This is a genomic window from Pseudomonas sp. WS 5079, assembly GCF_012985465.1.
In the GTDB taxonomy this organism is placed as follows: Bacteria; Pseudomonadota; Gammaproteobacteria; order Pseudomonadales; family Pseudomonadaceae; genus Aquipseudomonas.
The window spans coordinates 572,103-586,693 of sequence record NZ_JAAQWN010000001.1; the positions used below are offsets into that span (position 1 = coordinate 572,103).

Annotated in this window: 10 protein-coding genes and 1 pseudogene; all 11 read left to right on the top strand. The window is 60.8% G+C overall.

Annotation, left to right across the window (positions count from 1 at the left end; all coding sequences use genetic code 11):
• Positions 1 to 180: 180 nt before the first annotated feature.
• The 11 genes and pseudogenes from HBO05_RS02440 (at position 181) to HBO05_RS02485 (ending at position 14,590) form a co-directional block, all read left to right on the top strand.
• Positions 181 to 2,010 (top strand): extracellular solute-binding protein, encoded by a 1,830-nt coding sequence (locus HBO05_RS02440; protein WP_170041305.1) that lies wholly within the window; start codon positions 181 to 183, stop codon positions 2,008 to 2,010.
• Positions 2,007 to 3,845, top strand: coding sequence for an extracellular solute-binding protein (locus HBO05_RS02445; protein WP_172311531.1), 1,839 nt, complete (start codon positions 2,007 to 2,009; stop codon positions 3,843 to 3,845). The genes HBO05_RS02440 and HBO05_RS02445 overlap by 4 nt, the downstream gene beginning before the upstream one ends.
• A 1-nt stretch (position 3,846) precedes the next feature.
• A complete protein-coding gene (locus HBO05_RS02450; RefSeq protein WP_169953246.1) occupies positions 3,847 to 4,920 on the top strand; it encodes a microcin C ABC transporter permease YejB in 1,074 nt (357 codons plus the stop codon).
• A 1-nt stretch (position 4,921) separates the two neighbouring features.
• On the top strand, positions 4,922 to 5,941 hold the full coding sequence (locus HBO05_RS02455; protein ID WP_029291368.1) for an ABC transporter permease: 1,020 nt from the start codon (positions 4,922 to 4,924) through the stop codon (positions 5,939 to 5,941).
• Between the two features lies 1 nt (position 5,942).
• Positions 5,943 to 7,553: an ABC transporter ATP-binding protein gene (locus tag HBO05_RS02460; RefSeq protein ID WP_172311533.1), complete on the top strand. Its 1,611-nt coding sequence runs from the start codon at positions 5,943 to 5,945 to the stop codon at positions 7,551 to 7,553.
• A 626-nt stretch (positions 7,554 to 8,179) separates the two neighbouring features.
• Positions 8,180 to 8,569 carry a hypothetical protein gene (locus HBO05_RS02465; RefSeq protein ID WP_172311535.1) on the top strand — a complete coding sequence of 130 codons (390 nt, stop codon included), beginning with the start codon at positions 8,180 to 8,182 and terminating at the stop codon, positions 8,567 to 8,569.
• Positions 8,570 to 8,672: 103 nt separating this feature from the next.
• Positions 8,673 to 9,291, top strand: a pseudogene (locus HBO05_RS29170) (DNA adenine methylase); the annotation flags it as partial.
• Positions 9,292 to 9,494: 203 nt separating this feature from the next.
• Positions 9,495 to 10,025, top strand: a complete 531-nt coding sequence (locus tag HBO05_RS02470; RefSeq protein ID WP_169953240.1) for a sigma-70 family RNA polymerase sigma factor — start codon at positions 9,495 to 9,497, stop codon at positions 10,023 to 10,025.
• A complete protein-coding gene (locus tag HBO05_RS02475) occupies positions 10,022 to 10,990 on the top strand; it encodes a FecR domain-containing protein (protein ID WP_172311537.1) in 969 nt (322 codons plus the stop codon). Before HBO05_RS02470 ends, HBO05_RS02475 begins: the two co-directional genes overlap by 4 nt.
• A gap of 133 nt (positions 10,991 to 11,123) precedes the next feature.
• Positions 11,124 to 13,592: a TonB-dependent siderophore receptor gene (locus HBO05_RS02480; protein WP_170041301.1), complete on the top strand. Its 2,469-nt coding sequence runs from the start codon at positions 11,124 to 11,126 to the stop codon at positions 13,590 to 13,592.
• A 176-nt stretch (positions 13,593 to 13,768) separates the two neighbouring features.
• The gene (locus HBO05_RS02485; protein ID WP_172311539.1) at positions 13,769 to 14,590 is read left to right on the top strand and encodes an AraC family transcriptional regulator; all 822 of its coding nucleotides are present in this window, start codon (positions 13,769 to 13,771) and stop codon (positions 14,588 to 14,590) included.
• Position 14,591: the final 1 nt, after the last annotated feature.

The window sequence follows — 14,591 nt, forward strand, 5'->3', positions numbered from 1 at the left end:
GGTGTAACTGATTCACCGCGGTGCGTGCATCGCAGGCCAGCCAGCTCCCACATTTGATCTATGCACCGCTCAAGATCCCGCCGCGCCTGAAAATGGCCTTTTCAACAGTCTTTTTCCAAGTGGAACAAGCTGTTACTGTACCGATCATAAAGCCCAAGCCGCCCGGATCGGATCTCTGACTTGAAGCGTCCCCTCCTTCTACTAATAAGTCTGGCCTTGAGCTTTTGCGCGAATGCGACCATTACCGAAAACCACGGTTATGCGCAGTTCGGTACGCTCAAGTACCCGGCCAAATTCACCCACTTCGATTGGGTAAACCCCGCAGCGCCCAAGGGCGGCACCTTGCGGGTCATGGCCTTTGGCACGTTTGACACCCTCAATCCCTATACTTTCAAGGGCTCAAGCCCGGTCTCCACCGCCAATTTCCTGCAATACGGGGTCAATGAGCTCAACGAGCCGCTGATGGTTGGCACCGGCCAGTACGCGCCGTCCGGCGACGAGCCCACGTCCAGCTACGGCCTGATTGCCCGATCGGTGGAATACAGCGAAGACCGCAGTTGGGTGGTGTTCAACCTGCGCCCGCAAGCGCGTTTCCATGACGGCAAGCCCATTACCGCCGACGACGTGGCGTTTTCCTACCGCACGTTGCTGACCGAAGGCCATCCGCAATACCGCACCAACCTGCAGGAAGTGGCCCGGGTGGATGTACTCAACCCCCACCGCATTCGCTTCGTGTTCAAGCGCGCCGGCAACCCGTTGCTGATCCTGCGCCTGGGCGAGTTGCCGGTGCTGCCCCAGCATTACTGGAAAAACCGCGACTTCAAGGCCACCACCTTCGAGCCGCCGCTAGGCAGCGGGCCCTACCGGATCAGCCAGGTCCAACCGGGCCGGCAATTGGTGTTCGAGCGGGTCAAGGACTATTGGGGCAAGGACCTGCCGGTCAATCGCGGGTTCTACAACTACGACAAGGTCGAGGTGGAGTTCTACCGTGACAGCGACGTGGCCTTCGAGGCATTCAAAGCCGGCGAGTTCGACATTTACATCGAACACCAGGCCAAGAACTGGGCCAATGGCTACAACTTCCCGGCAGTCAATCGCGGCGAAGTGATCAAGGCGCAAATTGCCCACCAGATCCCGACCCAGAGCCAGGGCCTGTTCATGAACAGCCGGCGCGCCACTTTCAGCCAGGCCAAGGTGCGCGAAGCGCTGGGGCTGATGTTCGATTTCGAGTGGACCAACCGCACCCTATTCAGCGGCGCCTATAAACGCACCCTGAGCTACTACCCCAACAGCGAATTCTCCGCCAGCGGCCTGCCGGTGGGCCATGAATGGCTGATGCTTTCGCCCTACCGCGAGCAACTGCCGGCCAATCTGTTTACCCAGGCCTTCAGCCTGCCGCAGACGGAGGGGCGCGGCATCCCCCGGGAAACCTTGCGCCGTGCCCTCGGCCTACTGGCCGAAGGTGGCTGGAAACTTTCCGGGCAACGCCTGCTCAACAGCGATGGGCAGCCGCTGCGGTTTGAAATCCTGCTGGTCAACCCGAACCTGGAGCGCATCCTGCAACCGTATGTGGAAAACCTGCGCAGTATTGGCGTCGATGCGCGCTTGCGCACCGTGGACCGTGCGCAGTACAAGCAGCGCCTCGACCAGTTCGACTTCGACATGATCCTGATGACCCTCAACCAGACCCTCAGCCCCGGCCTTGAGCAGTGGCAGTACTTCCACTCCAGCCAGGCCGGGATCAAGGGCAGCAAGAACTACGCGGGCATCGCCAACCCAGTGGTCGATCACCTGCTCGAGCAGTTGCTCGCCGCCCAAACCCGCGACCAGCAAGTCGCCGCCGGCCGGGCCCTGGATCGGGTCCTATTGTGGCAGCACTACAGTATTCCCAATTGGTATCTCAACTATCATCGCCTGGCGTACCGTAACCGGTTCGCCTTCGTGACCACGCCGCCCTACAGCCTGGGCCTGAGCGCGTGGTGGCTGAAAGCATCGGAGAAACCCCAATGATGGCTTTGCGTACTGCGATTATCAGTGGCCTGCTGCTGTGCACCCAGGCTGTTGCTGCCCCTCAACATGCCTTGACCCTGTATGACGAGCCGCCCAAGTACCCGGCCAACTTCAAGCACGTCGACTACGTCAACCCGGACGCGCCCAAGGGCGGCACCTTCCGTGAGTCGGCCATGGGCAGCTTCGACAGCCTCAACCCGTTTATCAGCAAGGGCGTGCCGGCCGATAACATCACCCTGGTCTACGACACCCTGGCGCAGCAGGGCCTGGACGAGCCCATCACCGAATATGGCCTGATCGCCGGCAAGATCGAAAAAGCTCCGGATAACAGCTGGGTGCGTTTTTACCTGCGGCCCGAAGCGCGCTTCCACGATGGCCATCCAGTACGTGCCGAAGATGTGGTGTTCACCTTTGAAACCCTGATCAAGCAAGGCACGCCGATCTACCGCACCTACTACGCCGACGTCGCCGAAGTGGTGGCCGAAGACCCGCTGCGGGTGTTGTTCAAGTTCAAGCACACCAGCAACCGTGAGCTGCCGTTGATCCTTGGCCAGTTGCCGGTGCTGCCCAAGCACTGGTGGGCCGGCCGTGATTTTGCCAAGAGCAGCCTGGAGGTCCCGCTGGGCAGCGGGCCGTACAAAGTGGCCGAGGTCAAGCCGGGGCGCTCGATCCGCTACGAGCGGGTCAAGGACTACTGGGGCAAGGACCTGCCGATCAACAAGGGCCTGTACAACTTCGATTACCGCATCAGCGATTACTACCGCGATAACACCGTGGCCCTGGAGGCGCTCAAGGCTGGGCAGTTCGATTACTGGCAGGAAATGACGGCCAAAAACTGGGCCAATGCCTACAACGTCCCGGCCGTGGCCGAGGGCCGGCTGATCAAGGAAGAACTGCCCAACGGCAATCCCACCGGGATGCAGGGTTTTGTGTTCAATATCCGCAAGCCAATGTTCCAGGACGTGCGGGTGCGCAAGGCCATCAGCCTGTTGATGGACTTTGAATGGACCAACAAGCAACTGTTCAACGGCGCCTACACCCGCACCCGCAGCTATTTTGAAAACTCGGACATGGCCGCCACCGGCCTGCCGGGCCCGGCCGAGCTGGCGATTCTCGAACCGCTGCGCGGCAGAGTCCCGCCGCAAGCCTTCACCCAGGCCTTCGCTCCACCGAAAACCGATGCCAGCGGCATGATCCGCACCCAGCAGCGCGAAGCCTACCAACTGTTGCAGGAAGCCGGCTGGCGCATCGTTGACGACAAGATGGTCGACACCACCGGCAAGCCGGTGAGCATCGAGTTCATGCTGTTCCAGACCGACTTCGAGCGCGTCCTGCTGCCCTTCAAGCGTAACCTGGCAGACCTGGGCATCGAGCTGGTGATCCGCCGGGTCGATGTCTCGCAGTACGTCAACCGCGTGCGCTCGCGGGATTTCGACATGATGGTCGGCAGCTTCCCACAGTCCTCGTCACCGGGTAACGAGCAGCGTGAATTCTGGCAATCGGGCAGTGCCGACAACCCCGGTAGCCGCAACTACATCGGCCTCAAGGACCCGGCCATCGACGAATTGGTGGAACAGTTGATCAACGCCGACTCACGCAACAGCCTGGTGGCCCACGCCAAGGCTCTGGATCGGGTACTGCAGTTTGGCTACTACGTGATCCCCAACTGGCATATCAAAACCTACCGTGTGGCCTATTGGAATCACCTCGGCCACCCCAAGGTCCCGCCGCGCTACGACGTAGGCATCAACACCTGGTGGATCAAACCCGACACACCGCCGGCCACAACGCCACCCACCGACACCAGCGCCGACCCGGCGAGCGGAGGCGACTGACATGCTGGCTTATATTTTTCGCAGGTTGCTGCTGATCATCCCGACGCTGTTCGGCATTTTGCTGATCAACTTTGTCATCATCCAGGCCGCGCCCGGCGGCCCGGTGGAGCAAATGATCGCCAAGCTCGAAGGCTTTGAAGGCGCCACCAGCCGCATCGCCGGTGGCGGTGCCGAAGTGTCGGTGGCCGGCTCCAGCTACCGGGGGGCCCAGGGCCTGGACCCGACGCTGATCAAGGAAATCGAAAAGATGTACGGCTTCGACAAGTCGGCGCCGGAACGCTTGTGGATCATGGTCAAGAACTACGCCCAGCTGGATTTTGGCGACAGCTTCTTTCGCGATGCCAAGGTCATCGACCTGATCAAGGAGAAGATGCCGGTGTCCATCTCCCTCGGGCTGTGGAGCACCCTGATCATGTACCTGGTGTCGATCCCCCTGGGGATCGCCAAGGCCACCCGTCATGGCAGCCATTTTGACGTATGGACCAGTTCGGCAATCATCGTCGGCTATGCGATCCCGGCGTTCCTGTTTGCCATCCTGTTGATCGTGGTGTTTGCCGGTGGCAGCTATTTCGACTGGTTTCCGCTACGCGGGCTGACGTCCAACAACTTCGAGGAGCTGAGCTGGGGCGCCAAGATCCTCGACTACTTCTGGCACCTGGCGCTACCGGTCACGGCTCTGGTGATCGGTAACTTCGCCACCATGACCCTGCTGACCAAGAACAGCTTTCTCGACGAAATCAACAAGCAGTACGTAATCACCGCCAAGGCCAAGGGCCTGACCAATCACCGCGTGCTCTACGGCCACGTGTTCCGCAACGCCATGCTGCTGGTGATCGCCGGGTTCCCTTCGGCCTTTATCGGCATCTTCTTTACCGGCTCGCTGCTGGTGGAGGTGATTTTCTCCCTCGACGGCCTGGGCCTGATGAGTTTTGAAGCGGCGATCAATCGCGATTACCCGGTGGTGTTCGGCACCCTGTTTATCTTCACCCTGCTAGGCCTGGTGGTGAAACTGATTGGCGATTTGACCTACACCCTGGTCGACCCACGCATCGACTTCGAAAGCCGGGAGCATTGAGATGAATCTATCCCCCCTCAATCGCCGCCGCTTCGAACGCTTCAAGGCCAACAAACGCGGCTGGTGGTCGCTGTGGCTGTTCCTGATCCTGTTTGGCCTGAGCCTGGGTGCCGAGTTGATCGCCAACGACAAGCCGCTGGCCGTGCATTACGACGGCGACTGGTACTTCCCGGCGCTCAAGCGCTACCCAGAAACCACCTTCGGCGGCGAATTCCCCCTGGAAGCCAACTACAAAAGCCCGTACATCCGCGAACTGCTCAAGGCCAAGGATGCCTGGACGCTCTGGGCGCCGATCCCCTACAGCTACCAGAGCATCAATTACGACCTGAAAGTCCCGGCCCCGGCCCCGCCGTCGGCCGACAACCTGCTGGGCACCGACGACCAGGGCCGCGACGTGCTCGCACGGGTGATCTATGGCTTTCGGGTCTCGGTGCTGTTTGCCCTGACCCTTACGGTATTGAGTTCGATCATCGGCGTGGCGGCCGGGGCCTTGCAGGGGTTCTATGGCGGCTGGGTCGACCTGGCCGGCCAGCGGTTCCTGGAAATCTGGTCGGGGCTGCCGGTGCTGTACCTGCTGATCATCCTTGCGAGCTTCGTGCAACCGAACTTCTGGTGGTTGCTGGGGATCATGCTGCTGTTTTCCTGGATGAGCCTGGTGGACGTGGTGCGCGCCGAGTTCCTGCGCGGGCGCAACCTGGAATACGTGCGCGCGGCCCGGGCCTTGGGCATGCAGAACGGCGCGATCATGTTCCGCCATATCCTGCCCAACGCCATGGTCTCGACCATGACCTTCATGCCTTTCATCCTCACCGGCGCGATTGGCACCCTGACTGCCCTGGACTTCCTGGGCTTCGGCCTGCCCGCCGGCTCGCCGTCCCTGGGCGAGTTGGTGGCCCAGGGAAAATCCAACCTGCAGGCGCCGTGGCTGGGCATCAGCGCCTTTGCGGTGCTGGCGATCATGCTGAGTTTGCTGGTGTTTATCGGCGAGTCCGCTCGCGATGCCTTCGACCCGAGGAAATGAGATGAATCAGGACAATCTGATCGAAGTCCGCGACCTCAGCGTCGAGTTCGTCACCGGCGAGCAGCATCAGCGCGTGGTGGAAAACATCAGCTTCGATATTCGCCGTGGTGAAACCCTGGCCCTGGTCGGCGAAAGCGGTTCCGGCAAATCGGTGACCGCCCACTCGATCCTGCGCCTGTTGCCCTACCCCCTGGCGCGGCATCCATCCGGCACCATCGAGTATGCCGGGCAGGATCTGCTGACCCTGAAAGAAAAGCCCTTGCGCCAGATTCGCGGCAACCGCATTGCGATGATCTTCCAGGAGCCGATGACCTCGCTGAACCCGCTGCACTCCATCGAAAAGCAGATCAACGAAGTACTGGGCCTGCACAAGGGCCTGACCGGCAAGGCCGCAACCCTGCGCACCCTGGAGCTGCTCGACCTGGTGGGCATCCCCGAACCGCACAAGCGCCTCAAGGCCCTGCCCCACGAATTGTCCGGCGGTCAGCGCCAGCGGGTGATGATCGCCATGGCCCTGGCCAACGAGCCGGAACTGCTGATCGCCGACGAGCCGACCACCGCCCTGGACGTGACCGTGCAGTTGAAGATCCTCGAACTGCTCAAGGAGTTGCAGGCGCGCCTGGGCATGGCGCTGCTGCTGATCAGCCATGACTTGAACCTGGTGCGGCGCATTGCCCACCGCGTGTGTGTGATGCAGCGCGGTTGCATTGTCGAGCAGGCGTCCTGTGAGGCGCTGTTCCGCTCCCCGCAGCACCCTTACACCCAGGAACTGCTGGCCGCCGAGCCCAGCGGTGGGCCGGCGACCAATGCGATTGGCCCGCCGCTGCTGGAAGTCGACGACCTCAAGGTCTGGTTCCCGATCAAAAAAGGCTTTTTGCGCAACACCGTCGACTACGTCAAGGCCGTGGACGGTATCCACTTCAGCCTGCCCCAGGGCCAGACCCTGGGCATTGTCGGTGAAAGCGGCTCGGGCAAATCCACCCTCGGCCTGGCGATCCTGCGGCTGATCGGCAGCAAGGGCGGGATCCGTTTTGAAGGCCAGCAACTGGACCAACTGACCCAACAACAGGTACGGCCATTGCGCCGGGAAATGCAGGTGGTGTTCCAGGACCCGTTTGGCAGCCTGAGCCCACGCATGTGCGTCAGCGAGATCGTCGGCGAAGGCTTGCGCATCCATAAGATCGGCACCGCTGGCGAACAGGAAGCGGCGATTATCGCGGCGCTCGAGGAAGTGGGGCTGGACCCGCAGACCCGCCACCGTTACCCCCACGAATTCTCCGGCGGCCAACGCCAACGCATCGCCATCGCCCGCGCCCTGGTGCTCAAGCCACGCCTGATCCTGCTGGACGAACCGACCTCGGCCCTGGACCGCACGGTACAGCGCCAGGTGGTGGAACTGCTGCGCAACCTGCAAGCCAAGTACAACCTGACCTACCTGTTCATCAGCCACGACCTGGCGGTGGTCAAGGCCCTGAGCCATCAGTTGATGGTGGTCAAGCAGGGCCAGGTGGTGGAACAGGGGGATGCCAAGACGATCTTCGCCGATCCGCAGCACGCCTATACCCGGCAGCTGCTGGAGGCCGCGTTTCTGGTGCCAACTTCGCGTATCTGATCTGGCTTGATGCTGGGGGGCGGGATCCACCGCTGCCTCCCACATTTGATGTTTAGGACTGAGATAAATACCAGGGGTGGTGTGAGATAAACCTGGGACACTCCGGGATAAAACGGTCCATGGTGAGCGGAGTTCTGAAATAGAGTTGCAGCCAGTGCAATGAAAATGACCACGCTACGTAACGAGGCCGCCGCCAAACCGTCGATACCGGCACCGACAAACGCACGGGCGAAATCAGAACCGCCCAGGTGACGCTGGTGCGCACCACCGACGCAGCGGGAAAACCGATCACGTTCCGCACGGACCCAGGCTTTAACCATGCCCCTGGTACCGGGTTGGCGGACATGTTCAAACGCAAACAAGAGGCCGCCTAGGAGACTGCAATGATCACTGTCGAACTCAATAGCCCCCGCCTGCCGGAGCTGCTGATGCGCAGCATTGCCGCCGAGCTGGCCAGCCAGACCAACGCTGAAAGAGACGAATGGTAGGGAATTTGCTCAAAATAACAGCCTGGCCTGTCAATTTTGACAGTAGCCGGCTTTCCATTAGTGTTGTGTCATCTCTCCTGCAGTGCCTCATTTTTGCAGGCAATACTCACGAATCCAGTTTTGGCAAGGAGAGCGAGCATGGCAAAGCCTACTACAACGACTAATTACACTGGCGTCATTACATCAATTGGTGACTACCCTCAGATAGCTATAGTTTGGGGAGAGCCAGAAAAACCTCCTACGAAGTCTGCGCTCGTAAAACCCGATGGAGGAAGTAAAGATGTGATTTTCGATATAGGTTCCAACTATGGACCGGAGGATTTTGATGGCGACGCTATAGATCCATTTCCTTTACCAGAAGAACCGAGTGTTATTACAAAGTCCGATTTAGGACGGCCCACTGTGGAAGGCTCTATATCACCCTGGCCTAGCTTGCGCAGTAGTTACTTTAAGGTAGGAGCTCGAGTGAGCTTTATCATCACAGATGGACCTTTAGGCGCTATACCTAATTCATTACGGAAAATTTAGTCACCTTTAACCGGCAGTTTTCTAAGAAATATCAACACTCTTTAAACTCGTTTAAACGCCCTGGGCCACTCATTGGCCCAGGCTGTGCGCATCACTTCCAGCCAGCGCACTGTTCTTCCTACGGCCGGTACCGGCAGACGTCGAAGTGCTAAATGACGTTAACGGCGATCTAATCAACCTTTACCGAGTTGTACAGAACCAACTGGAAGAGTTTGTCAGGCAGTTCAAGTAGGCTTTGTCGAGCCGCCAGGTGTTTAAGTGGTTGCAAATAACCAGACCGGGAACGCTGACTGATATCCAGCGGGCCGCCAGATTCTATTACCTACAGCAGTCTGCCCTCGGGGGCCGCGTTGATGGTCAGACCTACGGTACGGCGACTACCACGTCACCAGGACTGAACTTGCTACGGAGCGAGGAGACTCTATCAGCAGCGCATCTTGGCTGGCAGGAGGTAATGAAGAAGTGTGACCGTGAACATACGCTGTTCTACTGCGACCCTCCGTACTGGCAGACGCGGGGCTAGGGTGTTCCTTTCGGTCTGGAACAGTATGAGGCCATTATTAGCCTCAATGATCATCCTGACATTCGCAGGGTATTTGCCGGCTTTCACATGGAGAGTACCGATATCAAGTACACGGTCGGGGGGTGGTGCGGGGAGTGATGCAAAGGAGGTTCTGATCTTTAGCTGGGATATTCAGGCCGAGCCTGCCGGCCTGTTTTGATATTCTGTTGCAATGGGTGCAAAAAAATCTGAAGTCATTTATCTCAGATTAAAGCGCGAGTTTTTCGCGCTCGGCATCAATTTGATCTGTGCAGATCTGCAGGCAACCTCTTTCGCAAAAGCAAACCAATATCATTTGCGCTGGCCGCAGGCCTTTGCTTTAATCGCGACCAATTCCTATTCACGTCATGGCATCAGCGCCGGTTGGATATTGTGTCGACTTCCCCCACGCCATTCAGTCAGCTCTACGGCAGCCACCACTCCTGGCTGCTCGGCCTGTTGCGCCGGCGCCTGAGCAATCGCTGGGATGCCGCCGACCTGGCGCAAGACACCTTTATCCGCGTCCTCAAGCGCCCGCCCGACCAGGCCGACGCCGTGCGTGAGCGCTCCTACCTGGCAACCATCGCCCGAGGCCTGTGCATCGACCATTGGCGCCGCCGTCAACTGGAACAGGCCTGGCTGCAAAGCCTCGCCGAGCGCCCGCAAGCGGTACAGCCATCGCCGGAACAGCGGGCGATCATCGTCGAAACCCTGTACGAAGTAGACGCCATGCTCGCGCGCCTGCCGCGCAAGGTCAGCGACGCCTTCCTGCTGGCGCAACTGCATGGCCTGACCTACAAGCAAATCGCCGTGCAACTGGGGGTCTGTGAGCGCATGGTGAAAAAATACATGGCCCAGGCGCTGTTGCACTGTGCGGTGCTGGAAGCCGAACTCGACGGGTTGCTGGTGGAATGAACTCCAGCGCAAAACTCAGTCACGCCAGCCTGCAGCAGGCAGCCCAATGGTATGTGCGCCTGCAAGACCCGCAAGGCGACAGCCAGGCGCAACAGCATTGGCAAATATGGCTGGGGCAGAACCCCGAGCACCAGGCCGCCTGGCGTTACGTCGAGCGCGTCAGCCAACGCTTCGCGCCCCTGACCGACGAACCCATCGGCGCTGGCCGCGCCCTGCGCAGCAGCCGGCGGCAAACCCTCAAGACGCTACTGGTGCTGGGCGCAGGTTCAGCATTGACCTGGGGCACCTGGCGCAGCACCGCCCTGCCCCGGGTGGTCGGCGGCTGGAGCGCTGACTACGCCACGGCCAGCGGCGAGATCCGCGATGCCGTGCTCATCGACGGCACCCATATCTGGCTCAACGCCCTGAGCGCCATGGACGTGCGGTTCGACGCCCGGCAGCGCCTGCTGCAACTGCGTTTTGGCGAAGTGCTGATCGACACCGCCAAGGACCTCCAGCGCCCGTTCCTGGTCGACACCGAGCACGGCCGCCTGCGCGCCCTGGGCACCCGCTTCAGTGTGTTGCAAGGCGAGGACGGCACCCACCTGAATGTCTTCGACGGCCGGGTAGAAGTGCGCACCGCCGATAGCCAGCAGGTGCGCATTATCGAGACCGGGCAACAGGCGGTGTTCGATCGGCGCACGATCCGCAGTACGGTCGCAGCATCCGCCACCCGAGAGGCATGGAGCCGGGGTGTGCTGCTGGCCGACAACCTGCCCCTGGGCCAATTGATTGGCGAACTGAACCGCTACCGGCCCGGCCACCTGGGTTGTGATCCGGCCGTGGCCCACCTGCCAGTGATGGGCTCCTTCCCGCTCAAGGACAGCGAGCATGCGTTGCGGCTGCTTGAGGCGGCGCTGCCGATCCAGGTAGACAGAGTGCTGCCTTGGTGGGTCAACGTAGGCCCCAGACACACCGCCTTGTAGGAGCTGGCTTGCCGCTTCCTACAAAAGATTGATCGGGGCAACATTTTTTCACTCCCGCAGTTCCCCTTTTCGACGTTCGTTCGGTTAACCCAGCAGACGCTTTCACATTCGCCGAATCCGTAGGGAACCTTCCATGCCGCAACCCGCTGCTTTCACGCTGCGCCCCCTGGCGCTGGCCATCACCGCGACCCTGCTCTGCCTGGGCCCGCTCAATGTGCAGGCGGTGGAAACGCCGTCTACCCAGCAAACCACGCGCAGCTACAACATCGGCGCTGGGTCGCTGGTCAGCGTGCTGAATCGCTTTGCCGAGCAGTCCGGGGTGTTTATCGCCGGCCACAACAGCCTGGCAGCCGGGAAGACCAGCCCTGGACTCAGTGGCAGCTACACCCCGGCCGCCGGGTTGCAGCGGTTATTGCAAGGCAGCGGTTTGCAGGCCCAGCCCCAGGGCGACAATGGCTATGTGCTGGAACTGGCGCCGCTCAATACCGGCGAACTGGAGCTGGGCGCCACCACCATCTCCGGCGTGGCCCTGGGTGCCACCACCGAAGACAGCCACTCCTACACCACCGGCTCGATGGCCTCGGCCACCGGCCTGCCGCTGTCGATCCGCGAGACACCGCAGTCGGTCACCGTGATCACCCGCCAGCAGATGGATGACCAGGGTTCCAACAACATCGCCGACACCCTGCGCCGCGCCCCTGGCGTCAGCGTGCAGAACTACGACAGCGAGCGCTGGGAGTTCTCCAGCCGCGGCCTGCCGATCACCAACTTCCAGTACGACGGCGTCAACTCCACCTATGACGGCGTGTACGACTACGGCACCACCAGTACCGACATGGCGGTGTACGACCACCTGGAAATCATCAAGGGCTCATCGGGCCTGATGAGCGGCTCAGGCGATCCTTCGGCCACGGTCAACCTGATCCGCAAAAAGCCCACCAAGGACTTCAAGGCCTCGGTCACCGGCACCGTGGGTTCCTGGGACAACTACCGCACCGAAGGCGATATCTCCGGGCCGCTGACCGAGTCGGGCAATGTGCGCGGGCGCTTTGTCGGGGTTTACCAGGATCGCTCGTCGTACCTGGACCACTACCAGCACACCAAGGACATTGCCTACGGCATCCTCGAAGCCGATCTGACCCCCGACACCCTGCTGACCTTCGGCATCGACCAGCAGGACACCCGCTCCCGTGGCGCCAGCTGGACCGGGTTCCCGATGTATTTCAGCAATGGCAATCGCACGAATTTCTCGCGCTCGTTCAACCCGGCTGCCGACTGGAGCCGCCGCGACTTCCAGAACCAGACGATCTTCGCCTCGGTCCAGCAAAAGCTGGCCAACGACTGGTCGCTCAAAGTCAGCCTGGACCGCAAGCGCAGCCAGCACGACACCCTGCTCGCCTCCGCCAGCGGCGGCAACCCGGACCAGGTTACCGGCGAAGGCATGTACATGTTCATGGGCAAGTACAAGGGCGACCAGGTGCAGAACACCCTCGACGTCAACCTCAACGGCCCGTTCAGCCTGTTTGGCCGCGAGCATGAGTTGATCATGGGCTTTATGGCGACCCGTTCAAAACAGGATGTGCCGGTCTACGGCTCGATCTACCCGCCAGTGGGCGGCAGCATCTATGACTGGCGTGGCGAATACGCCAAGCCGGACATCCCGCGCAGCGGCCAGAACGATATCGTGCAACGCCAGACCGGCGCCTACCTGGCGACCCGCCTCAAACCTACCGATGACCTGTCGGTGATCCTGGGTACCCGCGTCAGCAATTTCAGCAACACCGACACCACCGACTTCTACGCTGCGACGACCGCCGATGCCCGCAGCAGCTACAAGCAAACCGGGGTGGTGACGCCCTACGCCGGAGTGGTCTACGACCTCAACGATATCTGGTCGGTGTACAGCAGCTACACCAAGATCTACCGGCCACAGAACAGCAAGGACGCCGATCGCAAGTTGCTCGACGCAATTGAAGGCGACACCTACGAAGCCGGGCTCAAGGCGGCCTTTTTCGATGGCCGCCTGAATGCCAGCTTCGCCGCGTTCCGCATCGAACAGGACAATGTCGCGCAATACGTCTCGGGCTTTGAAAGCGACTCGATCTATCGCCCGATTGCCGGTGCCACCACCAAGGGCTTTGAAGTGGAACTGGCCGGCGAAGTGCTGGACGGCTGGAATGTCTCGGCCGGCTACACCTACCAGCACACCCGCGATGCCAACGACGATTACGTCTACAGCTCGGTGCTGCAAACCACCACGCCGCAACAAGTGGTGCGCCTGTTCAACACCTACCGCCTGCCTGGCGCGCTGGACAAGGTGACGCTCGGTGCCGGGGTCAACTGGCAGAGCGAGTTCTTCGGCAATGTGTTCCAGCCCAACCCGAATGACACGGTCAACTTCGGCCAATACACACGCATCACCCAGGACAGCTACTACCTGGTAGACCTGATGGCGCGCTATCGCTTCAACGAGCACCTGAGTGCCACCTTGAACGTGAAAAATGCCCTGGATAAAAAGTACTACACCGGCCTGGGCAACTTCGGCACCGGCTTCTACGGCGAGCCGCGCAGCCTGCAACTGGCGACGCGCTGGGACTTCTAAGCCCTGGATACGCCCCCTAAAAATGTAGGAGCTGGCTTGCCCGCGATGGCGGTAGAGCAGTCGCCAAATCCCCCGACTGAACCACCGCCATCGCAGGCAAACCGGATCCTACATAAGGTCGGCGCTGTATTTATGTGCAATCATCGGGCTCCTACAAGATCTTCGGAGATTGCATCATGTCGCTGCCCGACCTGGCCGCCCCGCGCTTCTGGCGTGATGCCAGCCTGCCGTTTATCGAGGCGCGCACTATCGATGACGGGCGCAAGGTCTGCTACACCCGGCATGCCCACGATCATTTCTCGATTGGTGCGATCACCGCCGGGCAGAGCCTGTATATCCATGGCCCGGACACGTTCCAAATCCACACCGGCACCGTGGTGCTGATGAACCCCGGCGACGTGCACGCCTGCAATCCCATCGACGACCAGCCCTGGTCGTATCACATGCTTTATATCGACACACCCTGGCTGACCGACCTGCAACACCAGTTGGGGTTTGCCTGCGACTTGGACTTTCGCCGCTTCAGCACCACCCATACCGATGACCCGCTGCTGTTTGCCGGCCTGCTTGAGCTGTACGCCGTGCTGACCGACGAGCACGCCGAACAGCTGCACAAACACAGTGCCGTGGTGAGTTTTTTCACTGAGGTACAGCTGCGCCTGAACCCCGCTGCGACGCGGCTACGGGAGATCAATCACAAGCTCGAACGCGCCGCCGAGTACATCCGCGAACATTGCACCGAGGCGCTGAAACTCGACGAGATCTGCCAGGCTGCGCAGCTGTCGCCGTCGTACCTGATCCGTGCGTTCAAGCAGTCTTACGGGATGACACCCCATGCATTCCTGGTCAACCAGCGGATCCAGTTTGCCCGCAACCAACTGCGCAACGGCCAGTTGATTGCCGATGTGGCACTGGCCGCAGGCTTTGCCGACCAGGCGCACTTCCAGCGCACGTTCAAGCAACACCTGGCCGCCACGCCTGGGCAATATCGCGGCTGAC